The organism is Streptomyces roseoviridis (genome assembly GCF_039535235.1).
GTDB classification, from domain to species: domain Bacteria; phylum Actinomycetota; class Actinomycetes; order Streptomycetales; family Streptomycetaceae; genus Streptomyces; species Streptomyces roseoviridis.
In genome coordinates, this window is the sequence record NZ_BAAAWU010000001.1 from 3,202,037 (window position 1) to 3,225,607 (window position 23,571).

Annotated in this window: 20 protein-coding genes and 1 pseudogene; 8 read left to right on the top strand and 13 right to left on the bottom strand. The window is 73.6% G+C overall.

What is annotated here, in order from left to right:
• Window positions 1-67: 67 nt before the first annotated feature.
• Genes ABD954_RS14425 through ABD954_RS14435 form a run of 3 tightly spaced genes read right to left on the bottom strand, consistent with a single transcriptional unit; the run spans window position 68 to window position 3,458 of the window.
• On the bottom strand, window positions 68-1,117 hold the full coding sequence (locus ABD954_RS14425; RefSeq protein ID WP_345486428.1) for an acyl-CoA dehydrogenase family protein: 1,050 nt from the start codon (window positions 1,115-1,117) through the stop codon (window positions 68-70).
• 8 nt (window positions 1,118-1,125) lie between these two features.
• On the bottom strand, window positions 1,126-2,259 hold the full coding sequence (locus tag ABD954_RS14430; RefSeq protein ID WP_345486429.1) for an acyl-CoA dehydrogenase family protein: 1,134 nt from the start codon (window positions 2,257-2,259) through the stop codon (window positions 1,126-1,128).
• A gap of 8 nt (window positions 2,260-2,267) precedes the next feature.
• Window positions 2,268-3,458, bottom strand: a complete 1,191-nt coding sequence (locus ABD954_RS14435; protein ID WP_345486430.1) for an amidohydrolase family protein — start codon at window positions 3,456-3,458, stop codon at window positions 2,268-2,270.
• 135 nt (window positions 3,459-3,593) lie between these two features.
• On the opposite strand from ABD954_RS14435, the gene ABD954_RS14440 reads away from it, so the two are divergent.
• Window positions 3,594-5,105 carry a class I adenylate-forming enzyme family protein gene (locus ABD954_RS14440; protein WP_345486431.1) on the top strand — a complete coding sequence of 504 codons (1,512 nt, stop codon included), beginning with the start codon at window positions 3,594-3,596 and terminating at the stop codon, window positions 5,103-5,105.
• 14 nt (window positions 5,106-5,119) lie between these two features.
• On the opposite strand, the gene ABD954_RS14445 is transcribed toward ABD954_RS14440, so the two are convergent.
• Both ABD954_RS14445 and ABD954_RS14450 read right to left on the bottom strand, forming a co-directional pair.
• On the bottom strand, window positions 5,120-5,800 hold the full coding sequence (locus ABD954_RS14445; RefSeq protein ID WP_345486432.1) for an FMN-dependent NADH-azoreductase: 681 nt from the start codon (window positions 5,798-5,800) through the stop codon (window positions 5,120-5,122).
• A 154-nt stretch (window positions 5,801-5,954) separates the two neighbouring features.
• Window positions 5,955-6,329 carry an STAS domain-containing protein gene (locus ABD954_RS14450; protein ID WP_345486434.1) on the bottom strand — a complete coding sequence of 125 codons (375 nt, stop codon included), beginning with the start codon at window positions 6,327-6,329 and terminating at the stop codon, window positions 5,955-5,957.
• 219 nt (window positions 6,330-6,548) lie between these two features.
• Between ABD954_RS14450 and ABD954_RS14455 the strand changes: the two genes are divergently transcribed.
• Together ABD954_RS14455 and ABD954_RS14460 are read left to right on the top strand one after the other, a co-directional pair.
• Complete coding sequence (locus ABD954_RS14455; RefSeq protein ID WP_345486436.1) at window positions 6,549-7,136, top strand: sigma-70 family RNA polymerase sigma factor; 588 nt, start codon at window positions 6,549-6,551, stop codon at window positions 7,134-7,136.
• Window positions 7,133-8,450, top strand: a pseudogene (locus ABD954_RS14460) (zf-HC2 domain-containing protein). Before ABD954_RS14455 ends, ABD954_RS14460 begins: the two are co-directional and overlap by 4 nt.
• 87 nt (window positions 8,451-8,537) lie before the next feature.
• Here the strand turns inward: ABD954_RS14460 and purU are convergent.
• Together purU and ABD954_RS14470 are read right to left on the bottom strand one after the other, a co-directional pair.
• The gene (gene purU / locus ABD954_RS14465) at window positions 8,538-9,389 is read right to left on the bottom strand and encodes a formyltetrahydrofolate deformylase (RefSeq protein ID WP_345486437.1); all 852 of its coding nucleotides are present in this window, start codon (window positions 9,387-9,389) and stop codon (window positions 8,538-8,540) included.
• A 60-nt stretch (window positions 9,390-9,449) separates the two neighbouring features.
• A complete protein-coding gene (locus ABD954_RS14470; RefSeq protein ID WP_345492172.1) occupies window positions 9,450-9,893 on the bottom strand; it encodes an SCO4402 family protein in 444 nt (147 codons plus the stop codon).
• A 284-nt stretch (window positions 9,894-10,177) separates the two neighbouring features.
• Here ABD954_RS14470 and ABD954_RS14475 point away from each other — a divergent pair, with 284 nt between their 5' ends.
• Window positions 10,178-11,449 carry an ABC transporter substrate-binding protein gene (locus ABD954_RS14475; RefSeq protein ID WP_382745614.1) on the top strand — a complete coding sequence of 424 codons (1,272 nt, stop codon included), beginning with the start codon at window positions 10,178-10,180 and terminating at the stop codon, window positions 11,447-11,449.
• 43 nt (window positions 11,450-11,492) lie between these two features.
• Here ABD954_RS14475 and ABD954_RS14480 read toward each other — a convergent pair whose 3' ends face one another.
• Both ABD954_RS14480 and ABD954_RS14485 read right to left on the bottom strand, forming a co-directional pair.
• The gene (locus tag ABD954_RS14480; protein WP_345486439.1) at window positions 11,493-12,827 is read right to left on the bottom strand and encodes a hypothetical protein; all 1,335 of its coding nucleotides are present in this window, start codon (window positions 12,825-12,827) and stop codon (window positions 11,493-11,495) included.
• A gap of 150 nt (window positions 12,828-12,977) precedes the next feature.
• Window positions 12,978-14,360, bottom strand: coding sequence for an NsdA family TPR-like regulatory protein (locus ABD954_RS14485; RefSeq protein WP_345486440.1), 1,383 nt, complete (start codon window positions 14,358-14,360; stop codon window positions 12,978-12,980).
• Window positions 14,361-14,618: 258 nt separating this feature from the next.
• On the opposite strand from ABD954_RS14485, the gene ABD954_RS14490 reads away from it, so the two are divergent.
• From ABD954_RS14490 to ABD954_RS14500, 3 genes are all read left to right on the top strand, one after another.
• Window positions 14,619-15,320, top strand: a complete 702-nt coding sequence (locus ABD954_RS14490) for a bifunctional DNA primase/polymerase (protein WP_345486441.1) — start codon at window positions 14,619-14,621, stop codon at window positions 15,318-15,320.
• A gap of 104 nt (window positions 15,321-15,424) precedes the next feature.
• Window positions 15,425-16,267, top strand: a complete 843-nt coding sequence (locus tag ABD954_RS14495; RefSeq protein WP_382745649.1) for an ABC transporter ATP-binding protein — start codon at window positions 15,425-15,427, stop codon at window positions 16,265-16,267.
• Window positions 16,264-17,916, top strand: coding sequence for a transporter (locus tag ABD954_RS14500; protein WP_345486443.1), 1,653 nt, complete (start codon window positions 16,264-16,266; stop codon window positions 17,914-17,916). Before ABD954_RS14495 ends, ABD954_RS14500 begins: the two co-directional genes overlap by 4 nt.
• Window positions 17,917-18,042: 126 nt before the next feature.
• Here the strand turns inward: ABD954_RS14500 and ABD954_RS14505 are convergent, their stop codons facing one another.
• Both ABD954_RS14505 and ABD954_RS14510 read right to left on the bottom strand, forming a co-directional pair.
• The gene (locus tag ABD954_RS14505) at window positions 18,043-19,248 is read right to left on the bottom strand and encodes a serine hydrolase domain-containing protein (RefSeq protein WP_345486444.1); all 1,206 of its coding nucleotides are present in this window, start codon (window positions 19,246-19,248) and stop codon (window positions 18,043-18,045) included.
• Between the two features lie 55 nt (window positions 19,249-19,303).
• Window positions 19,304-20,215, bottom strand: a complete 912-nt coding sequence (locus ABD954_RS14510; protein ID WP_345486445.1) for an alpha/beta hydrolase — start codon at window positions 20,213-20,215, stop codon at window positions 19,304-19,306.
• Window positions 20,216-20,583: 368 nt separating this feature from the next.
• Here ABD954_RS14510 and ABD954_RS14515 point away from each other — a divergent pair, with 368 nt between their 5' ends.
• Window positions 20,584-21,027 carry a subtilase-type protease inhibitor gene (locus ABD954_RS14515; protein ID WP_345486446.1) on the top strand — a complete coding sequence of 148 codons (444 nt, stop codon included), beginning with the start codon at window positions 20,584-20,586 and terminating at the stop codon, window positions 21,025-21,027.
• Between the two features lie 106 nt (window positions 21,028-21,133).
• Here ABD954_RS14515 and ABD954_RS14520 read toward each other — a convergent pair whose 3' ends face one another.
• Entirely contained in the window at window positions 21,134-21,880 is a 747-nt protein-coding gene (locus tag ABD954_RS14520; RefSeq protein WP_345486447.1) for a hypothetical protein, read from the bottom strand.
• Between the two features lie 481 nt (window positions 21,881-22,361).
• Entirely contained in the window at window positions 22,362-23,396 is a 1,035-nt protein-coding gene (locus tag ABD954_RS14525) for a trypsin-like serine peptidase (protein WP_345486448.1), read from the bottom strand.
• Window positions 23,397-23,571: the final 175 nt, after the last annotated feature.

A 23,571-nucleotide genomic window follows, 5' to 3' on the forward strand; every position in this document is an offset into this window, starting at 1 on the left:
CCGACTCCGGCCCGTGACGACCCCGCCGAAGGACACGACCCGGTATCGACGCTGCGTGACGCGCACGCTACAAGCCGGCGGCGACGAGCTCCTCGGCCGCCGCCCCCGAGAGCCCGCGCTCGGCCCGCACCCAGGCCCGTTTGAGGTGGAGGTGCACATCGGCTTCCCAGGTGAAGCCCATGCCGCCGTGCACCTGGAGGCAGTCGCGGGCGCAGCCGACGGCGGCCTCGTCGGCGAGCAGCCGGGCCCCGGCGATCTCGGCCGGGTCGGCGGTGACGGCGGCGGCGTAGACGGCGGCGCGGGCTACTTCCGTTCGTACGAGCATCTGCGCGCACAGGTGCTTGACGGCCTGGAAGCCGCCGATCGGCTGCCCGAACTGGGTGCGGGTCCGGGCGTACGCGACGGCCGCCTCGGTCGTGCGGGCGGCGCTGCCGAGCTGTTCGGCGGCGGTGAGCAGGGAGACCAGGTCCCCGCCGGAGCCGGGGCCGCACCCCGGAGGCCCGCCCGGGCCTGGGCCACATCCGGGATCCCCGCCGGAGCCGGGGCCGCACCGGGGATCCCCGCCCGGTCCCGGCGCCGGCTCCCCGTCCCCACCGTTCCCCCCGCCGCTCCCCCCGTTCCCCCCGTTCCCGCCGTTCCCGCCGTTCCCGCCGGCGCCGCCCGGCAGCCGGTGCAGAGGAGTCAGCGGGTCCACGGACCTGAGGGGCACGGCGCCCGTGGTGTCGCCCAGCACCACGTCGGCCGCGTCCAGCCATGCGACGAGCCGCCCGTCGACGGCGGTCACGACCGTGGTGCCCTCCGCCGCGCCCGCGACCTCGCCCGCCGCCAGGTGGGTGGCGACGAGCGGCCCGGGCAGCAGCACGCGGCCCGCCTCCTCGAAGAGCAGCACCGCTTCGGGCAGACCGAGTCCGGCCCCGCCCCGCTCCTCCGGGAGCCGCAGCGAGAAGAAGCCGGCCGCGCCGAGCTCCCGCCACAGGGCCCGGTCGAGCGTCGCACCGCCTGCGCCGCCGTTCGCGTCGGCCGCGGCCCGCAGCGCGTCCCGGTCGAAAAGGCGCTCCAGAACCTCCCGCGCGCCCCGCTTCAGTGCCCGCTGGTCCTCGGTGAGTCGGAAGTCCACGCGGCGGTTCACCGCCCCTTTGGCAGGCCGAGGACGCGCTCGGCGACGATGTTCTGCTGGATCTGCGAGGTGCCCGCCGCGATCGTGTACGACAGCGAGGACAGCCGGTCGAGGGTCCACGCGCGCCCCAGGTCGAGCGCGTCCGGGCCGAGGACGGCGGCGGCGGCGTCGTAGAGCTCCTGGCGGGCGTGGGAGTAGCGCAGCTTGAAGACGGAGCCGCCGGCGCCGGGCACCTGTCCGGTCGCCTGGGCTGCGCTGACGTTCCACTGGACGAGGCGCCACAGGGCCTGGAACTCGGCGCCGAGGCGGCCGAGGCGGCGGCGCAGGGCCGGGTCGTCCCAGCGGCCGTCGGCGCGGGCGGCGCGGGCGAGGTCGCCGAGGACGCGGCGGCAGGCGACGACCTCGCCGGCGAAGGCGGTGCCGCGTTCGAAGGACAGCGTCACCATGGTGACCCGCCAGCCGTCGTTCTCCGCGCCGACGCGGTTCGCCACCGGCACCCGCACCTCGTCGAGGAAGACCTCGGCGAACTCGGCGGATCCGGCGAGGGTGCGCAGCGGCCGTACGGTGATGCCGGGGGCGTCCATGGGCAGGGCGAGCCAGCTGATGCCGCGGTGTCTGGGGGCGGCGGGGTCGGTGCGGACCAGGAGCTCGCACCAGTCGGCGACCTCGGCGTGCGAGGTCCAGATCTTCCGGCCGGTGACGACGTAGGCGTCCCCGTCCCGGACGGCCGTCGTCCGCAGGGCGGCGAGGTCGGAGCCGGCCTCGGGTTCGCTGAAGCCCTGGCACCACACCTCGTCGCCGCGCAGCACCGGCTCCAGCCAGCGGGCGCGCTGCTCCGGCGTGCCCTCGGCGGCGATGGTGGGGCCGGCGTGGAGGAGGCCGACGAAGTTGGCGCCGACGTAGGGGGCGTCGGCGCGCGCGGTCTCCTCCAGGAAGATCAGGCGCCGGGTGGGCGAGGCGTCCCAGTGGACGTGTCCGTAGCCCGCGTCGTAGAGCCGTCGCTGCCAGCCGCAGTCGTAGGCGCGGCGGGCCGGCCAGTCGAGCGGGTCGGGCGTCGGCGGCAGTCCGGGCAGTGCGGCGGCGAGCCATTCCCGCAGCCGGGCCCGGAACTCCTCCTCCTCTTCGCTGTACGCGAGGTCCATCGCCCGCCTCAGACGATGCCGAGGTCGAGCATGCGGATGGCGTTGCCGCGCATGAGCTTGTAGACGGTCTCGTCGTCGAGGCCCTTGACGTGGTCGAGGGCGACTTCCCTGGTGTGCGGGAAGGTGGAGTCGACGTGCGGGTAGTCGGTCTCGAAGGTGGCGTTGTCGCGGCCGACGACGTCCAGGGACGCGATGCCGTGCTTGTCGCGGAAGAAGCAGCAGAAGATCTGCCGGTAGTAGTAGGTGGACGGGGGTTCGGGGATCAGGTCGCGGACGCCGCCCCAGGCGCGGTGCTCCTCCCACACGTCGTCGGCGCGCTCCAGGGCGTACGGGATCCAGCCCATCTGGCCCTCGCTGTAGGCGAGCTTGAGGCGGGGGAACCTCACGAGCACGCCGCTGAAGAGGAAGTCCGTCATCGAGGCCATGGCGTTGTTGAAGGAAAGCGTGGCCTGGACGGCGGGCGGGGCGTCGGGGGACGCGGCGGGCATCTGGGAGCTGGACCCGATGTGCATGTTGACGACCGTGCCGGTCTCCTGGCAGACGGCGAAGAAGGGGTCCCAGTAGCCGGAGTGGATCGACGGCAGGCCGAGGTGGGTGGGGATCTCGGAGAAGGTGACGGCCTTGACCCCGCGGGCGGCGTTGCGGCGGATCTCGGCGACGGCCAGCCGCACGTCCCACAGCGGGATGATGCACAGCGGGATGAGCCGGCCGCCGCTGTCGCCGCACCACTCCTCGACCATCCAGTCGTTGTAGGCGCGGACGCAGGCGAGGGCGACCTCCTTGTCCTTGGCCTCGGCGAAGGTCTGGCCGCAGAAGCGGGGGAAGGTCGGGAAGCAGAGGGACGCCTCGACGTGGTTGAGGTCCATGTCCTTCAGGCGCTCGACGGGGTCCCAGCAGCCGCGGCGCATCTCCGCGCGGGTGATGCCCTCCAGGGTCATGTCGTCGCGGTCGAAGCCGACGGCGGCGATGTTGCGCTTGTACGGGAACTTCAGGTCCTCGTAGATCCACCAGTCGGTGGGCGGCCCGTCGGGGTCCATCGTGATCTGGTACCTGCCGCCGGTGTAGGCGAGCTGTCCGATGCCGGCGGTGAGGGGCCTCGGCCCCCGGTCGCGGTACCTGGCCGGGAGCCAGGTCTCGAAGAGGTGCGCGGGCTCGATCACGTGGTCGTCGACGCTGATGATGCGGGGCAGTTCCGTCATGACCCCTCCGTCATTTTCTGATGGACCGTCAGATCCGGATGGGGCCAGGCTAGCCCCGCACCCCTGGACCGACAAGGACCGGCCCTCTACGCTCTCGGCACGATCTGACGCATCGTCAGCCAAAGGAGTACGGGCATGCCCGAGACGGAGCACGAGACCGCGTACGCCCTGGGCACCTCCCGCACCCTCTGGGAACTGGTCGAGCGCCGCGCCGCCCTCACCCCCGGCCGGCCCGTCCTCCTCCAGGGCGACCGCACCCTCACCTTCGGCGAGCTCCGCGACCACGCCGAGCGCTGCGCCGCCGGCCTGCACGGCAGGGGCGTGCGCCCCGGCACCGTCGTCGCCTGGCAGCTGCCCACCCGCATCGAGACGGCCGTGCTCTCCTTCGCGCTCGCCCGCCTCGGCGCCGTGCAGTCCCCCGTCATCCCCTTCCACCGGGACCGGGAGGTCGGCTTCGCCCTGCGCGAGTCCGGCGCCGAGTTCTTCGCCGTCCCCGGCGTGTGGCGCGGCTTCGACCACACCGCGATGGCCCGCCGGCTCGGCGCGCGCGGGATCTTCGAGGCGTACGGATCCCTGCCCGACGGCGACCCGGCCGTCCTGCCGCCGCCGCCCGCGTCCGGCACCGACGTCCGCTGGATCTACTGGACCTCCGGCACCACCTCCGACCCCAAGGGCGTGCTGCACACCGACCGCTCGCTCATCGCCGGCGGCTCCTGCCTCGCCCACGCCCTGCGCCTGACCGCCGACGACGTCGGCTCGATGGCCTTCCCGTACGCGCACATCGCCGGGCCCGACTACACGGTCATGCTGCTGCTGTACGGGTTTCCCGCCGTCATGTTCGAGCAGTTCGCGCTGCCGGAAGCCCTGGAGGAGTACCGCAGGCACGGCGTGACCGTCGCCGGCGGGTCCACCGCCTTCTACACGATGTTCCTCGCCGAGCAGCGCCGTCGGCCGGGCGAACCGGTCATCCCGACCCTGCGGCTCCTCGCGGGCGGCGGGGCGCCCAAGCCGCCGGAGGTCTACCACGCGGTCGTGCGCGAGCTCGGCTGCCGGCTGACGCACGGGTACGGCATGACCGAGGTCCCCATGGTCACCATGGGCGACCCGGAGGACAGCGCGGAGAACCTGGCGACGACGGAGGGCCGCCCGCCCGCCGGCATGGAGATACGCATCGCGGCGGACGGCGAGGTCCGGCTGCGCGGCGAGGCCGTCTGCCGCGGCTACCTGGACCCGGCGCAGACCGCCGCCGCCTTCGACGAGGAGGGCTTCCTGCGCACCGGCGACCTCGGGCACCTGACCGCCAGTGGTCATCTGGTCCTGACCGGGCGCCTCAAGGACGTGATCATCCGCAAGGGCGAGAACGTCTCCGCCAAGGAGATCGAGGACCTCCTGCACACCCACCCGGACGTCGCGGACGCGGCGGTCATCGGCCTGCCGGACGCGGAGCGCGGCGAGCGGGTGTGCGCGGTGGTCGAACAGGCCGCGGGCACCGAACCCCTCACCCTGGAGGCGGTGACGGCGTTCCTGCGCGGCGCGGGGCTCGCGGTGTTCAAGCTGCCGGAGCAGCTGGAGGTGGTGGAGGCGCTGCCGAGGAACGAGACGCTGCGCAAGGTGCTCAAGTACAAGCTGCGCGAGCGGTATTCCTGAGCCGTACGGGCGCGCTACGCGGCCAGCCGCGCGAGGCTCTCGTACGCGCCCGCCAGGGACTTCTCCGCCAGCGGCTTCAGGGCCGCCATCTGCGGCACCACCGCGGCCAGGGTCAGCTCGGCGTGGACGAAGGTCAGGTCGTCGGCGAGACCGATGGCGCCGAACACGGAGCGCAGGTACGGCTCCTGGTGGTCCATGCCCTCGCGCGGGGTGCCGGGGGCGTAGGAACCGCCGCGGGCCGTGACCACGACGACCGTCTTGCCGCCGAGCAGGGCGGGGCCGCCACCGGGGGTCACCAGGTGGGCCGGGGTGACCAGGCGGTCCAGCCACGCCTTGACCGTCGAGGGGATCGCGTAGTTGTACATGGGCGCGCCGAGGACGATCGCTGTCGCCGCCCGCACCTCGGCGGTCAGCGCCTCGCTGAGCGCCCGTTCGGCCGGGGACGCGCCGTGGTGCTCGCCTCGGCCGTCACCGGGACCCCCACCGGGGCCTTCGCCGTCGAGCAGGGCTTCACGGACGGCGTGGGTGAGGTGGGGCACGGGCTCGGCGGCCAGGTCACGGTAGGCGTAGCCGCCGGCTGGGTGGGCGCGGCGCCACTCGTGCGCGAAGTGGGCGGTCAGCTCGCGGGTGACGGAGCCGGCCGGGCGGATGCTGGCGTCGAGGTGCAGGAGGGACCCCTGCGCGGGGGAAGTCATGCGCCGACCGTAGGGATTGCCGTCGAGGGCAAGGCAAGACGGCGCGGGGGCCGCCCGGAAGGCCGGGGGTGCGGAAGCCCAGGCGTCGGGAGACGTGGCAGGGCGGGAGGCCCGGCGGGCTGGGGCTTCGGGCCGGGAGCTCCGGGCCGGGGCTTCAGGCGGAGAGGGGCTCGGTCGTCTCGTCGAGGGCGGCGGGCACGTCCTCGTACACCTCGAAGAGACGGCGGACGCCGAGCGCGGCGAGCACCCGGTTGACGTGCGCCCCGTCCTCGGCACCGCGCGCGGGCAGGATCAGCCGCAGCCGGCCGCCGCAGGAGCGCATCAGGCGGCGGGAGGCGACCAGGACGCCGACGCCGCTGGAATCGCAGAAGCGGACCGCCGACAGGTCGAGGACGACGTCGTGACGGCCCCCGGCGACGGCCGCGTGGACGCGTCTGCGGATCACCGGCGAGCTCACCAGGTCCAGTTCACCGCTGATCCGCAGCACGGTCCATGGGTCCTGCTCGGCCTCGTCGACCTGAATCGTCACGAGCGGCGCCTTTCAGACGGATCAACGCATCAAACGGAGGCAGTCCTTCCTGTCCTCACCCGCTGCCCAGCCACCACCCGTTGAAACCCCCGCGGTCGCGCTTGTCGCTTTCCTTACCATTGGCCGTCCCGTCAAGGGCGCACTTGCGGCAAAGAGAGGTGCGCCGGAGCCGGGCGCATTACTTTGGAGGAGAACTCGGGTCGGTCGGGAGGGCTTCGGATGGCGGCGAAGGACACACCACCGCGCTGGGACCGCAGGATGCAGCAGCGGCTGGCGCGCGGTGAGGCGGCCGCGCTCGGCGAGCTCTACGACCGGTTCGCCTCCCTCGTGCACAGCCTGGCGCACCGCGTGCTCGACGACGACGAGGCCGCCGACCAGGTCACCCGCGAGGTCTTCGGCTACATCTGGGAGAACCCCGACGCCTACGATCCGAAGCAGGGCAACATGCGGGCGTGGGTGGCCCGGCTGACCCAGCGGCAGGCCGTGCACCGGCTGCGGCAGTCCGAGGCGGTGGCGTACGCGGAGCGCGGCGAGGGCTCGGCCGAGGAGCTGGAGCAGAAGGTGCGGCGGGCGTCGGTGGCGGCCCGCGCCGACTACATCGTGACGTCCATGCCGACGCCGCTGCGGCAGGCTCTGGAGCTGGCGTACTTCCAGCGCCGGGACTACCGGCAGACGGCGGCGGACCTCGGGGTGACGGAGGACGAGGCGCGGCGCCGGCTGCGGCTCGGGCTCCAGCTCCTGTCGACGGCCAACACCCGGCCGCTGGAGGGCTCCTCGCCGCCGGGCGGCTACGGGCGGTCGCTGTGAGCGGGGCGAACGACGACCACGAGGAGGTCGCACGCGCCCCGTGGATACCGGGTCCGCGCCCGGCGGCGGACGACCACGCGGACCTGAGCTCTCCCTTTCAGGGCTTGCCGCCCGTGCGGGACCCGGAGCCGGGTCCCGCACCGGCACCGGGTCCGGCACCGGGTCCGGAGCCCGCCGCTGTCGCTGAGCCGGAGCCCGTTCCGGTGGCGGAGCCGCTGCCCCACCGGGTGCTCAAGTCCCTGCTGGGGGCCTGGGCGCTGTCGGCGTGTTCGGCGGAGGAGACCCGGGCCGTCGAGGAGCACCTCACCGAGTGCGCCCCGTGCGCGGACGAGGCGCTGCGGCTGCGGGACGCGGTCGGGCTGCTGCACGCCGAGCGTGACCTGGACCTCGACCCGCTGCTGCGCTCCCGCGTCCTGGAGAACTGTCTGGGCCGGCGCCCCGCCCGGATCCCCGTCCCCCACGTGGGCGACGCCGTACGACGCGGAGACCGCCCGGCTCGACGCGCTGCTGCGCGACATCGGGGAGTCGGAGTGGCACGCGCCGGTGCGGCTGAAGTGGTTCGAGGGCGAGCGCCGGGTGAACCGGAAGACGACGGTGGCCGGGGTGATCGGGCACCTCCTCGCCGTGGACGGCCTGGTGGCCGCCTCCCTCGGTCTGGACGACCCGCTGGGCGCGGTGGCGGCGGAGACCTCGCCGACCGAGCGGACCGAGATCTGGTGGAGCGGCTCCCACCGGCCGCCGACCCGCACGGTGCGCGAGCCGTGGCGCGACCAGAGCCACGCCCTGATCCGCACGGCCTCCTTCGCGGGGCGCGGGGTGGCGGACCTGACGGTGACCTACGGGGACTTCGCGCTGCCGCTGCGGGACTCGCTCCTGGAGCGGGCCTTCGAGTGCTGGGTCCACGCGGAGGACATCGCGAACGCGGTGGCCTACCCCTACGAGCCGCCCAGCGGGGCGCACCTGCACGGGATGATCGACCTCGCGGCGCGGCTGCTGCCGGCGGCCCTCGCCGGGCGCCGTCGGGCGGGGCTCGCCGCGCCGCCCCGCGAGCTGGTGACGGCGGGCGCGCCCGGCCGCTCCCTCCACCTGGAGATCGAGGGCGCGGGCGGCGGCCACTGGTACATCGCCCTGGACTCCCCGGCCGCCCTCGGCTCCCACGAGCACGCGGTGGCGCAGGTCGCCATGGACGGCGTCGAGTTCTGCCAGCTGGTCGCGGGCCACGTCCCTCCGGAGGAGGCGGCCGCCGGCCAGGACGGCGACCGCGAGGCCATCCGCGACGTCCTCTTCGCGGCGGCGTCCCTGAGCCGCATGTAGCGGCGCGGAGCCTGGTCCTCGCGACCGGGCTCGCACAGCGGACCGGGGGCGACGGCTCCGCGGCCAGGCGCCCCGCCCCGGCAGGGGCTACGCGAAGACGACCGTGCGGCGGCCGTTCAGGAGGATGCGGTGTTCCGCGTGCCACTTCACCGCTCGGGCCAGCGCCTGGCACTCCACGTCCCGCCCGATCGCCACCAGCTGGTCCGGCGTCACCTCGTGGCCCACGCGCTCGACCTCCTGCTCGATGATCGGCCCCTCGTCGAGGTCGGCCGTCACGTAGTGGGCGGTGGCGCCGATCAGCTTCACGCCGCGGGCGTGGGCCTGGTGGTAGGGCTTGGCGCCCTTGAAGCTGGGGAGGAAGGAGTGGTGGATGTTGATGATCCGGCCCGACAGCCGCTTGCACAGGTCGTCGGAGAGGACCTGCATGTAGCGGGCGAGCACGACCAGCTCGACGTGCTCCGCGTCGATCAGCTCCAGGAGCTCCGCCTCGGCCTGCTGCTTGGTGTCCTTGGTGACCGGGATGTGGCGGAAGGGGATGCCGTACGAGGCGACCAGCTCGGCGAAGTCGGTGTGGTTGGAGACCACGGCCACGATGTCCACCGGCAGCGCGCCGATCCGCGAGCGGAACAGCAGGTCGTTCAGGCAGTGCCCGAACTTCGACACCATCAGGACGACGCGCATCCGCTCGTCGGCCCGGTTGATCTGCCAGTCCATCGCGAAGGAGTCGCCCACGGCGGCGAAGCTCGCCCGCAGCTTGTCCACCGTGACGGGGGCCTCGGCCGAGAAGTGGACCCGCATGAAGAAGAGACCCGTGTCACGGTCTCCGAACTGCTGGCTGTCCTCGATGTTGCATCCCGTGATGAAGAGGTAGCTCGACACGGCGTGCACGATGCCCTGCTTGTCGGGGCACGAAAGGGTGAGGACGTACTGGTCGGTCATCCGACTAGCCTGCCACAACGGAGAGCGCCGGAAGTCCGGCCGTCCGTCAGACGGAACGCGTCACGACCGGGTCATGATACGGAGCACTTCCAGTGAGCGCGGCGGGGTGTCCGGGTCCTCGCCGTCGGCCGTCGCCATCCGTACGTGCGCCTCGCGGGCGGCCCGTACGGCCTCGGGCCAGGCGTGGTGCTCCAGATACGCGGAGACGGGGGCGTCCGCTCCGACCTGGTGCATGATCCGCAGCACCCGCAGCACGGCCACGTCGACGAGCGCGGCCTCGCCCGAGTCGCGGAAGATCGTCCCCACGTACTTCTCGGCGGACCAGTTGTCCAGCCAGGTGTCCTCCACGAGTCGGTAGACGGCGTCGGTGACGTCGCCGTACCCCTCCTGGCCGGCCAGCCAGGTCGTCTCGTGGAACCCCGGGTCGGAGAGCATGTGCAGCGCGGAGCGCACGTTGGCGCGCCAGCGCCACCACGGCATGTCGTTGAGCGGCATGCCGCCCATGGTGGAGGAGCGACGGCCGCGACGGGAAGAGTTCACCGAGCCGGAGGTGGGGGTGGAGCCGGTGGAGCTGGTGGTGGACGTGGGACTGGACATCGTTCGATCGTACGTTCACCCACGGACAGCGCCCTTCGCGGGCCCGTCCCGGCCCCCGGCGGACCCCCGTCCCGCTCCGGTCCGGCCCCGGCCGCGACCTGATCACCGATGCCTGTAATTCACCTTCACGTCACCCAGCGTTGAAACGGGCTCACTCCCGCGTTACCCATGGGGCGGAAGTGTGCATGCCCATGACCGGTAGGCGACTGACCTCACTCCTTGCGTACGTCTCGACAGCGGCGGCCGGAGCGTCGCTGCTCACCGGCTGTGGCGTACTCCCTGGTGCCACGGGGGGCTCCAGGGAGCCCGTCACCGTGATGACCTGGGCGCCCGACCAGACCCGCGCCACCAATATGCCCGGAATGCCCGCCATGGCCCAGGCGTACGCCCGTTGGGTCAACGCCAACGGCGGCATCGACGGCCACGAACTGCGCGTCCTCACCTGCAACGAGCAGAACACCAGCGCGGGCGCCTCCGCCTGCGCCCGCCGCGCCGTCCGCGAGGGCGCCGTCGCCGTCGTCGGCTCCTACAGCCAGAACGGGCGCGCCTTCATGGCCCCGCTGGAGGCCGCCGGCATCCCGTACATCGGGGGCTACGGCATCTCGGAGGACGAGTTCACCAGCCCGCTGTCCTACCCCGTCAACGGCGGCCAGGCCTCCCTCATCGCCGGCCACGGCATGCAGCTCGCCGCCAGCTGCCGCACCGTCTCCCTCGTCCGCCCCGACACCATCGCCGGCGACAAGCTGCCGAACCTGCTGAACTCCGGCCTGCGCAAGGCCAGCCACCGCAGCGCCGTGGACATCCCGGCCCTCGAGGACGCCGCCGAGTACACCCAGCAGGCCAGCCGGGCCCGCAGCCGGGCCGGAGCGCAGGACGGCTGCGTCACCGCCGTCCTCGGCGAGCGCACCCAGACCTTCTTCGACTCCTTCCGCCGCCTGCCCGAACAGAAGGGCGAGAAGGACGGAGGCGGCGACACCGTCCGGATCTCCTCCGTCCTCGGCAGCGTCGGCCAGCCGGTCATCGACCGCACCGGCGGCCCGAACAGTCCCTTCGAGGGCGCCTACGTCACCGGCTGGTACCCGGACGCCGAGCACAGGGCCTGGGAACCGATGAAGAAGGTGATCAAGGAGCACGCCTTCGTCGACAACCGGGTCGACCCGGCGGACGCGGGCGTGCAGACGACCTGGATCGCCTACACCGTCCTGCGGCAGGTCATCGAGTCGCTGGACAGCGACCGCATCACCGCCCTGCAGATCTCCCACGCCCTCGACAAGGGCGTGACCATCGACACCGGCGGTCTCACTCCGGAACTGCGCTGGCGGTACGACGACCTGCTCGGCGCCCCCGGTTTCCCCCGGATCGTCAACCACGACGTGACGTTCCAGGTGGTCCGCGACGGACGCCTGGTGGCCCAGAAGCCCGGCTTCGTGGACGTCGGCGAGACGGTCCTGACCGCGCCGTGACGGCCGGGACCGGCGGCGGCCGGGACCGGTGGCCCGGCCCCGCTCACAGCTGGGTCGGGCTGCGCTTCTCCAGTCCGTACTTCTCGGCGGTCGGGTTCCACAGCGCGGCCGCCTTCCGCTTCTCGGTGGTCGCCTCGCCGCTCTTCTTGTTCGCCTCGATCGTCTGAGAGGTCGACCGGGCCTTGCCGCCCTTGCAGATCTTCTTGTTCTTCGCCTGCTCGGCCCAGGCCGCGTAGTGGTCGTCGGCGGAGGCCGACGCCTGCCACGCCTTGGTGAGCGCCTCCGTCAGCGCCGTGCTGTCGGGCAGCTGGTCCACGGACAGGGACTGGAGCCGAGTCACCAGACCGCGGCGCTGCTCGGCCGCGCCGCGCAGATCCGCCGCGGCCTGGTCGAGGTTCTTGCAGCTCTTGATGGCCTCGACGGAACGGATCACCGCGTCCCGGCTGTCGTTGCTGTCCGCGAGCAGCTTGTCGAGGGCCTTCGCCTGGGCCTCGGCGGGGTCGGCCGGCTTCTCGCTCGCGGTGGAGGGGGGCGCGGCAGAGCTGGCGGCCACGTTCTGGCCCGCCTTGCCGGCCGGGTCGTCCTTCTCGTCCCCGCCGCTGAGCAGGGCGCCCGCGCCGAGCCCGACCACGGCGCACCCGGCGACCACGGCCGCGATCAGGGCGACCGGGGACTTGCGGCGCGGGGGTTCGGGCTCGTCGTCGTAGTACGCGTCCTGGAAGCCGCCTCCGTACTGCGGCGGCTGCGGCGGCTGGTGGTGCTGGGGCTGGGGCGGCTGGCGGTGCTGGGGCTGGGGCGGCTGCGGGTAGCCGTAACCCGGCTGCGGCGCGGCCGCGGGCCGGGGCGCCGGGGTGTCGCTGCGGAACAGGTTGTCGAAGTCGGCGAGCGGCGGCCGCTCCCCGTATCCCGCCTGCGGTGCCGGCGGCTGGGCGGGCTGTGGCGCGGGCGGCTGGGCGGGGCCCTGCTGCTGTACGGGCGGCAGGTACTGGGTCGCCTGCGCGTCCGGGCCGCCGGTGACGGGCGGCAGGTATTGCGTGGCCTGCGCGTCCGGGGCCTGAGGGGCCTGGGGGCCCTGCGGGGCCACCGGCGGCAGGTACTGCGTGGCCTGCGCGTCCGGGGCCTGGGGGGCCTGGGGGGCGACCGGCGCGATGTACTGCGTCGCCTGCGCGTCCGGGCCCGGGTAGCCGTAGCCGCCCTGGGCCGCCTGCGGATAGCCGTACCCGGGCGGCCCGGCCGGGGGCGCCGCCGGGGGCTGCGCCGGGACCGGCGGCAGGTACTGCGTCGCCTGGGCGTCCGAGGGGCCACCAGGGGTCACCTCAGGTGGGAGGGGCTGCGCGGCCGGATACTGCGGCTCCGGACCCTGTCCGCTGTGCGTCACCGGGACTCCTACTGATGGACCTACGGAACTACGGAATCGTCGGCTCACGCTACCGGGTGCCCCCCGTCCCCCGCACACGCGTCCGAGACTCGTGTGAGCCAGGACATGTCCCGCACGAGCGGCCGGACGCGGCGCGGCCCCGCCCGCCGCTCAGGCGGCGAGCAGGTCGAGGCGCGCCTCGAACTCCCGCACCGCCGCCTCCCGTCCGTACGGCTCCAAGCGCTCGCGCAGATCGTCCAGGTACTCCGCGCCGCGCGAGGACCGCAGGGTGGCGAGGAGTTCCACGGCGCGGGTGGCGGTGCGGCACGCCTCCTCCACCTCGCGCTGCTGGATCTGCGCGGAGGCGAGCAGTGCCAGCCCGATCGCCCGGCGCCTGGCCCTGGTCTCCGGGTGCCCGGCGAGGGAGCGTTCGGCCGCGCGGGCCGCCTCCCGAGCCTGGCCGAGGTCGCGGTGGCAGTGCGCGAGCTCGTCCGCGAGGTAGGCGTCGTCGAAGTGGGCGATCCAGACGGGGTCGTCGCCCGACTCCGGGTCGGCGCGCTCCAGCGCCTCCTCCGCGAGGCCCGCCACCCGGCCGAAGGCGTGCGCGTCGCCCAGCAGGGCGTGGCCGCGGGCCTCCGCCGCGAGGAACATCGCCTCGGCGCGCGGCGGCACCTGCCCCCGCGCGCCCTCCTGCGCCGCGCGCGCCAGCTGGGCGATCTCCCTGGGGTTGCCGAGCTGCGCCGCCAGGTGGCTCATCGACGCGGCCAGCACATAGCCCCCGTACGCCCGGTCGCCGGCCGCCTGCGCGAGGCGCAGCGCCTGGATGTAGTAGCGCTGGGCCAGGCCCGGCTGGCCGGTGTCGACGGCCATGTACCCGGCGAGCTCGGTCAGTCGGGCGGCCGCCGCGAACAACTCCCGCCCCACCGCCTCCCGGTAGGAGCCGGAGAGCATCCCCGACACCACGCTGTTGAGGTAGTGGACCACCACCGGCCGCACGTGTCCGCTGCCGAACTGGCGGTCCAGGTCGACCAGGGCGGCCGTCATCGCCCGCAGCGCGTCGACGTCCGAGGGGCCGACCCGCGCCCCGGCCGCCCGCGCGACCTGTGGGTCCGCGCCGCTGATCAGCCAGTCTCGACTGGGCTCGACCAGCGCGGAGGCGGCCACCGTCGAGCCGGAGAGGAAGTCCCGCCGTCCGACGTCGCTGCGCCACAGCTCGCAGACCTGCTCGATCGCCCCGAGCACGGTGGGGGCGAACTGGAGCCCCACTCCCGAGGCGAGGTTGCGGCCGTTGGCCATGCCGACCTCGTCGATGGTGACGGTGCGGCCGAGCTTGCGGCCGAGGGCCTCGGCGATGATGCCGGGCGCCCGTCCGCGCGGCTGCTGGCCGCGCAGCCAGCGCGCCACCGACGTCTTGTCGTAGCGCAGGTCGAGGCCGCGCTCCGCGCCGACCATGTTGACCCTGCGGGCGAGGCCGGCGTTGGAGCACCCCGCCTCCTGGATGAGCGCCTGCAAGCGTTCGTTGGGCTGGCGGGCGACGAGTGGTCTGGCTGCCATGATGACTACCCCCTGTGGCCGGCATGAGTGATCGACTGGCTGATCACTGCCCGGCGGATATCCGGTCAATGCAGATGTGAACACGCGAAACCGGACACGCCGGCCGCGAAGCCCACCGGCCCCGTACCGCCGGCGCCCCCCACCCTGCGTACCCGCCCGCCGCTCCCCTGCCCCACGCGCGCCCCCGCCCGTGCACCCGTGCGCCCCGCATGCAGGATCGATGCGCCACCCCACTCTCCGCCGGGCCCGTAACCCCAGGTGGTGGCGGCAGTTGAGTTCGACGTGGAAGAGACCATCGGAGTCACCGAAGCCGCACAGATCCCCAAGCAGCGTGGCGAGCTGCTGCTGGACAGCGCCGTGCGGTACGCGGAAGAGCGGCACTGGGACGTGGTCCCCGGGACCTGGCTGGAGGCGGTCGAGGGCAGGGAGCGCTGCTCGTGCGGCGCGGAGGAGTGCCCGCTGCCCGGCGCCCACCCCGCGAGGCCGGACTGGTCGACCCAGGCGACGGGCAGTGCCGTCGGGGCCCGGCGGATGTGGACGAAGCAGCCGAAGGCGTCGATCCTGCTGCCGACCGGCCGGACCTTCGACGCGATCGAGGTCCCCGAGTCCGCCGGCTTCCTCGCCCTGGCCCGTATGGAGCGCATGGAACTGACGCTCGGGCCGGTGACCTGCACGCCGGACCGCCGGATGTTCTTCTTCGTGCTGCCCGGCGCCGCCGCGAAGGTGCCGGACCTGGTGCGCAAACTGGGCTGGGTGCCCACCTCGATCGACCTGGTCACGCGCGGCGAGGGCTTCTACGTGGCGGCGCCGCCGACCCGGGTCGGCGGTTTCGGCGCGGTGCAGTGGGCCCGCAAGCCCACGCCGGCGAACCGCTGGCTCCCGGACGCGGAGGAGCTGATCAGTCCGCTGGCGTACGCGTGCGGGCGGGAGGCGGCGGACGCGCGCAGCCGGCGGGCGTAGGGACGGTAGACCCGCGCGGGTCTTTGGCCACCTGGCCGGAAAGACGCTCACCCGTAAGGTGGATCCCGACTGTACGGGGACAACCGAAGGGTTGACGCAACATGATGCCTGACCAGGCATTTGACGGAGTGTCCAATGCGGCGGGCGGTGCACCGGGATCCGGTGCGGTGCCCGCCGTTCACGTCGAGGGGCTGTGGAAGCGCTTCGGACAGCAGATCGCGGTGAACGGGATCGATCTGGTCCTGCCCGCGGGCAGGTTCATCGGGCTCGTCGGGCCCAACGGCGCCGGCAAGACCACCACTCTGTCGATGATCACGGGGCTGCTGCGGCCCGACGCCGGTCGCATCCGGGTGGCCGGCCACGACGTCTGGGCGGATCCCGAGTCGGTGGCCCGGGTGAAGTCCAGGATCGGCATCCTGCCGGAGGGCCTGCGCCTCTTCGAGCGGCTCTCGGGCCGCGAACTCCTCGCCTACAGCGGACGGCTGCGCGGGCTGCCCGGCGCCGAGGTCGACAAGCGCGCGACGCAGCTGCTCGACGTGCTCGACCTCGCGGGCTCGCAGCACAAGCTGGTCGTGGACTACTCGACCGGCATGCGCAAGAAGATCGGCCTGGCCGCCGCCCTGCTGCACAACCCGGAAGTCCTCTTCCTGGACGAGCCGTTCGAGGGCGTGGACCCGGTGTCCGCGCAGACCATCCGCGGGGTCCTGGAGCGGTACACGGGCTCGGGCGCCACCGTCGTGTTCTCCAGCCACGTCATGGAGCTGGTGGAGTCGCTGTGCGACTGGGTGGCCGTGATGGCCGCCGGGCAGATCCGCGCGCAGGGCCCGCTGGAGCAGGTGCGCGGCTCGGCGCCGTCGCTGCAGGCCGCGTTCCTGGAACTGGTCGGCGCGCACGGGCGGGGCGACGCCGGGGACTCCCTCGACTGGCTGGGCGGTTCTGGCCGATGAGCACCGCCAGCACCGCCCCGGCCGCGGCGGCGCCGTCGGCCGGCCCGTCGTCACCGGTCCCGTCGCTCACCGCCGTCTTCGTACGGCTCAAGCTGTCGCTCCTGAGGAACGGCCTGAAGCAGTCGGGCGGCCGGACCGCCGCCTACGTCTCCTCGATCGTCGTCGCCGCGGTCTTCGCCGCCTTCCTGGTGCTCGGCGCGGTCCTGCTGCGCGGTGACGACGACGCGGCCGTCGTCACCGTCCTGCTCACCGGGGTCCTCGCCCTGTCCTGGGCGTTCATGCCGCTGTTCGTGCCGGGAAGCGACGAGACCCTCGACCCGTCGCGGCTCGTCATGCTGCCGCTGCGGCCCCGGCCGCTGGTCCGGGCGCTGCTCGTGGCCTCGCTGGTCGGCATCGGCCCGGTGTTCACGCTGTGCGTCACGGTCGGCGCGGCCCTGACGCTGGCCCGGGGAGCGGCGGGGATCGTCGTCGCCGTCCTCGCCGTGCCGCTGGTCGTCCTGGTGTGCGTGGCGCTGTCGCGGGCGGTCGCCGCCGCGAACGTACGGCTGCTCACCTCCCGCAAGGGCCGTGACCTGGCCGTGCTGTCGGGCCTCGTCATCGCGGTCGGCGTCCAGGTGGTGAACTTCGGTGCCCAGCGGCTCAGCCAGGCTGGCGGGCTCGCGACGCTCGAACCGGCCGCGGGGGTGGTGGCCTGGCTGCCGCCGGCCTCGGCGGTGTCCGCGATCGACGCGGCGAGCGAGGGTGACCACCTGGTCGCCGCGGCCAAGCTGCTGATCTCGGCGCTCGCCCTGGGGGCGCTCGTCTCCTGGTGGCAGCGCTCGCTGGTCCGGCTCATGGTGGAGCCGGACGGCTCGACGCTCGGCGCGGCCTCCGGCGGGGCCGGGGAGAAGGCCGCCGCCACGGGCCTGCTCGGCCGGATCCTGCCGGGCGGGCGCACGGGCGCGGTGATGGACCGCACCCTGCGTTACATCTGGCGCGACCCGAAGACGAAGGCGGCGTGGGTCTCCTCGCTCGCCGTCGGCGCGATCGTCCCGCTGTTCAACGCCCTGCAGGGCACCGGCTCGGTGTACTTCGCCTGCTTCGCCTCGGGCATGCTCGGCATCCAGATGTACAACCAGTTCGGCCAGGACACCTCGGCCTTCTGGATGGTGGCGCAGACCCTGTCGACGACGGGCGACGCCTACGCCGAGCTGCGGGCGCGGGCCTACGCCCTGCTCGCCGTGACCGTGCCGTACACCGCTGTGGTGACCACCGCGACGGCGGGCGTCCTCGGCGACTGGAACCGGCTGCCCGAGGCGCTGGGCGTGGCGTTCGCGCTGCTGGGCGCGATGATGGCGACGGGCGCGGTGGCCTCGGCGAACTACCCGTACTCGATCCCGCAGGACGGCGCCTTCAAGAACGTGGCGCCGGGGCAGGGCGGCCTCGCCTGGATCTCCATCTTCGGCGGCATGCTCGCCGCGGCGCTGCTGTGCGCCCCGGTGATCGTCACCACGGTCCTGCTCCACCTGTGGGCGGAGGAGCTGCTGTGGATCGTGCTGCCGCTCGGCACGCTGTACGGGGCGCTGGCCGCCTGGGGCGGTCTGAAGGCGGCGGCGCCGCGGGTGGCGCGGCGGCTGCCGGAGATCCTGGCTGCGGTGAGCAAGGGCTAGCGGGAGGAGCGGTCCGCACGCCGGTGGTACTGGCTCGACGGCCCGAGCGCCGGTGGGTACGAGTGCCGGTGCGCGGGCCGACGGGCGGGCCGGGTCCCCTGGGAGGGGGCCCGGCCCGCTGTGCCGTTACGGCTCGTTGCCGCACAGGGCCTTGTCGTACAGCGCCTTCAGGGCGTCGTCGATGGGGTGGTGGCGCGGCTCGCCGGTGGCGGGGTCGAGCGCGTTCCAGCGCATGAGGTTGACGGCCACGGACATCTGGCGCCGGCCGTCGGCCCGGGTCAGGGAGATCGTCCCGGCGCCCCAGACCGTGCCGTCGTGGCCCCAGAAGGTGCCGCAGTCGGTGGTGACCCTGTGCAGCCCGAGGCCGTACTCGATCATCGAGCCGTCGAGCGCGACGACCGGGACCGTGCGCTGCATCTCGGCCAGCGAGGCGGGGCTGACGATCCGGCCGGCGAGCAGCTCGGCGTAGAAGCGGTCGAGGTCGGCCGTGGTCGACACCATGCCGGCGCCCATCATCACCCAGGACATGTCGTAGACGCTGTAGTCGCGGGCCGGGTCGATCAGGCCGTGCAGCGACTCGTACATGCGGGAGTGCGGGCCCTTGACGCGCGGCCCGGTCGGGAAGGCGGTGTGCCGCAGGCCGGCGCGGTGGATGACGTCCCGGGTGACCAGGTCGACGGCCGGGGTGCCGGTCACGCGCTCCAGGAGCTGCCCGAGGAGCTCGGAGTTGGTGTTGGAGTAGACGCCCGGGGTGGTGCCGGGTTCGGCGGCGGGCGGCGCGGCGAGGCCGAGCTCGATCAGTTCCCTGGGCTCGAAGTGCCGGAACCGCTGGGCGTCGATGCTCTCGGGCGAGAGCCGCTGGAGGGACGGGAAGGCGTAGGGGATGTAGTCGGGGATGCCGCTGGTGTGGTTGAGCAGCATCCGTACGGTGATCCGCCGGCCGCGTTCGCCGGGCACCAGGTCCGGCAGATAGCGGGCGACCGGTGCGTCGAGGTCGATGCGGCCGCGCTCGACCTGGCGCATGACCGCGGCGGCGACGAAGGTCTTGGTGACGCTGCCGATGCGCTGGCGCATGCCGGGCGTGACGGGCCGGCCGGTGGCGAGGTCGGCGACGCCGGACGCCCCGCGCCAGGTGCGGCCGTCGCGGCGGACCTCGGCGAAGACGCCGGGGACGCCGGCGCGGTGGACCTCGTCGAGGGCGGTCCGGAGGGCGGGTGCGGTCGCGGCCGGCGGGGTCGCGGGGGCCGGGGCCGGGGTCGCCGTGGCGGTGCCCGTGGCGGTGAGGGCGAGGGCGGCCAGGCTCGCGGCCGTCCACATCAGTCGGTTCTTCATCACGTCGGTCCTTGTCTCCTTCCGGAGGGCGGCGGTGGGTGGAGGCTGGCCGGACTCAGCCGGAGAGGGCGCGGCGCAGGACGGCGCCGAGTTCGGCGTTCTGGCGCTGGGAGATGTCGGCGGACAGGATCGCCTGCGAGCCGTGGAAGGTGCCGGGCCACTGGTGCACCTCGACGGAGACGCCCGCGCGCAGCAGGCGCAGCGCGTAGTCGAGGTCCTCGTCGCGGTTGGGGCAGAACTCGGCGGTGGCGACATAGGCCGGGGGCAGGCCGGAGAGGTCCGTGGCACGGGCGGGGGCCGCGTACGGGGTCGCGGGCGCGGAGCCGAGGTAGTGCCGCCAGGACGCGGCGACCGTGCCGCGGTTGACCCACGGCGTGTCGGTGAAGTTCCGCTGCGACCAGGACTCCTGGCGGTCGTCGAGCTGCGGCTGGTTGAGCAGCTGGAAGCGGATCGCCGGACCGTTCTCGTCCCGGGTGCGCAGCGTGGTCGCGGCCGCGAGGCCGCCGCCGGCGCTGTGGCCGCCGACCGCGATCCGGTCGGGGTCGACGCCCAGCTCGGCGGCGTGGCGGGCCGTCCAGCGCAGGACGGCGCAGGCGTCGTCGAGGGCGGCCGGGAAGGGGTGCTCGGGGGCGAGGCGGTAGCCCACCGAGACCAGCAGCGTGCCGGAGGCGACCGCCAGGCGGGTGGCCCAGGGGTGTTCGGTGCGGACGTCGCCCATGACGTAACCGCCGCCGTGCAGCCAGACGACCGCGCCGCGCGTGGCGGCCTGCCGGGGGCGGTAGATCCGTATCGGTACGTCGGGGTCGCCGGGGGCGCCGGGGACGGCGCGGTCCTCGACCGTCAGGTCGGCGTCGTCCGGCGGCGGCACCGCGGTGGCCAGTCCGGCGAACTTCTCGCGGGCGGCGGCCGGGTCGTCGAGTCCGGCGTCGGGGAAGAACGGGAGGAACGCTTCGAGTTCGGGGTCCATGAGGAGCATCCTCACGGGCCGCCGGGGGAGGGATCAGCCGCCATCCGTCGCGCATGCCGCCCCCTTCGCGCACCGGTCGGCGGCAACCTTCCGGCCGATCGACGGCGTCCCGAACTCCTCCAATTCCGAACATTTCTCGCGTCGTTGCAGGCCAACGGGTCGTTCCGAGTTGAACGGCCGGTGCGGCGCCCGGTCGGCAGGGCGTCCCAACAGCCGGAACACCCCCTCTCAACTGCCCGAACGACCGGTCGGTCCTGACCGGTGCCCACACACGGCCGGAAATTTGCGACGGATGTGCGATCACCCAGTGCGTCGACAAGACTCCATTCCGCATCCACACCCGTAGCCACAAGCGAAAGGGATCTCTCGTGCGTTACTTCCGTGCCATGGGCGCCACCGCGCTCGCCACCGCCACCGGCCTCACCCTCCTCGGCACCGCCATAGCCGGCGGCACCGCCGAGGCCGCGCCCACGAGCCTCTACGCCCCGTCGGCGCTCGTCCTCACCGTCGGCGAGGGCGAGAGCGCCGAGACGTCCACGGTCGTGCGCGCCGTCACCCTGACCTGCGCCCCGACCCCCGGCGGCACCCACCCGGACCCGGTCGCGGCCTGTGCCGAACTCGCGGACGCGGACGGCGACCTGGGCCGCCTGACGGCGGTGCCGGGCGACCGGCCCTGCACCCGCGAGTGGAACCCGGTCACGGTCACCGGGGACGGCGTCTGGGAGGGCCGTCGGGTGAGCTGGACGGCCACCTACGGCAACCCGTGCGAGCTGCAGGCGCGTACGGCGGAGAGCGCGACCCTCGCGTTCTGACGGCACGCCGCCCCCGCTCCGTCCGGACTCCGCCGCCCGCTCCCCCGGTGCCGGCCCCGGTGCCAGGGGGTCCCCGCCTCGACGCCCCGCCGTCCCCGGCCCGGCGTCAGGAGCAGAAGTAGCCGCCGACGGACTTGTCGGCTCCCGCGTGGAGGTCCACCGCGTTGACGGTCCACGCGGTGTAGCAGCGGTGGATCTGCGTCGGGGTGAAGGTGAACTGGAAGCCGTGGGCGTCACCGTAGCCCGGGTGCGCGGCGCCGACGTCCGTACGGGTCAGGTTGGCCGGGTACGGGCCGTAGGTGTTGCCGTCGCTGTACTGGACGTACACCTGCGTGGACTGGGCGGTGTCCGGGTCCAGGGCCCAGCCCCACATGGTGACCGAGTTGCCGTCGATCCGGTAGCCGTCGAGGTTCCCGACGGGGTCGTGGTCCACCGAGACCGAGCAGCCCAGGGACTTGTTCGTGCCGTAGCCGGTGTTGAGGGCGGTGGCGCAGACCTGGCCCGTGGCCGTGGGGACGCCGACGAACCCGGAGAAGGCGCCGCCGGACTGGTTGGCGTCCAGGGTGGCGACCCACGTCCCGCCCACGGTGATCTTCACGCGGACCGGGCCGGTGCCGTCCGGGTCGGAGGCCCAGCCGGAGACGTTGACGCCGCCGGGAGCCCGGGACGCCGAGTTCAGCTTGCCCTGCGGGGAGTAGTCGGCCGGCGGGTCCTCGACGCCGCCGCCGTCGCACCACGAGGGCGGCTCCGGCCCGTCACAGATGCTCTGGGCGTGGGCGGTCGGGGCGGCGAAGAGACCGGCCCCGAGCGCCAGGGCGGCGGTCACGGTGGCCAGCCGGGAACGAATCGACATGCCGGTTGTCCTTACTGGGAGTTCGGCTCATGGCGCCTTCAGGTTGGCAGCGTGCGCGCCGCGGGCCCATCCCAGAAATCTGGGGTGTTTCCCGGGCCTTGCTCCGGGGCCCCCTCAGGGATCCACCGGCATGTCGGGGATCCCGCTCTCGATGAGGCAGTCGCTCCCCGGGCCCACGGAGTGGGTCCGGCTGTCACCGGGGGAACCGGTGGGCGCCGGCGACGGGGGCGCTGTCGGGGCCGGTGCCGGAGCGGGCCCCGACGACGGAGAGGAGGAGGGGCAGGGTGACGGCCCCTCCTCCTCGGATGACGAGCCGCCGTCGCCGCCCGCCCCGCAGCCGGTCAGCGCGCCCAGGAGCACGGCGGTGACGAGGAGAAGTGCGCTGCCGTGCGCCGTTGAGCGCGCCATGGAGTTCCGCCTTCCGGGGACGGGGACGAGGGGCCGGGCCCGGGCCCGCGCGAGGGGCCCGGGCCCGCTGCCCTCAGTAGGTCGAGTACGTGTTGAACGCGTCGCCCACCCAGGTGGCGAAGTACGGCGACCGCATCTCCGTCGGATTGTCCCTGTTGTCGACGTTGCTGTTCACGCCGTTGACCCAGCCGCTGTAGTAGACGTTGTCGTCCTTGCCGTGGATCCAGGGCCCGCCGCTCGATCCGCCGGTCATGTTGCAGGGCATCTTGATCTGATCGGTGGTCCACCAGCTGCGCTGGGAGGTCGTCGCGGCGCAGAAGTACTGCCACTGGCCGTCGAAGGGCGGGGCCTGCGGGTAGCCCATGGCCGTCATGGAGCGGTCCTTGGGGTGGTTCCACTGGATACCGAGGCCGCCGACGGCGTTGACGAGTTCGCCGCGGGAGTTCGGGGAGGTGATGACGATGCCGACGTCGTACCCGAAGTTGCCGTCGTTGATCCAGCCGTTGAACGCGACGAGCCGCTCGGCCCACCAGGTGCCGTAGGGACGCGATCCGTGGTCGTAGTACGGCACGAACTGCCAGTTGGAGGCCCAGGACTGGCCGGGGCCGCCGTGGACGCAGTGCCCTGCGGTGAACACCATGTTCTTGTTGGTGCTGTTGACGGCCGAGCCGGAGCAGACGTAGTCCTTGCCGTCCGAGGCCCGGTAGAAGACCTTGCCCACCACTCGGGTCGCGGTGACGGAGACCTTGATGCCGCCGGCGGCGGCCGCGGTGCCGGCGACCGGGTCGGAACCGGTCGCCGCCGGGCCGGTCGGCTTCTGCGGTGCCGAGGGGGCGGGGGCGCCGGGCCGTTCGGCCGTCCGGGCCTCGGCGGGCGTGGCGGGCAGGGCCGCTGCCATCCGCTCGGGGGTCCAGTACTCCGCCGCCCGCGCGGCGGCACCGGTCGGAACGACGTGCTCGACGGCGGTGTCCGCCTTCGCGGCGGTCCGGGTGGCCGGTGCCCCGGGGGTCTCGGCGGCCTGGGCGGCGACGGGGAGCAGGAGCAGGGCGGCGGTGGCGAAGCCGACGGCAGTGGTGGTGGACGAGCGTCTCTTGCGTATGCCGAACACGCGATACCTCGATCCGTTGCTGGCATGGACACGCAATGTCTAGGCGCAGCGTGACGGACCGTCAACGGAACGTGAGAGGAATGGCCGGTTCGCGCGTTCGCTTTTCGGCCTGGCGGGGGCCGGGGGCGGTGCGCGGGTGAGACGCGGGTCGGGAGGGGCGAGCAGCGCCGGGGTG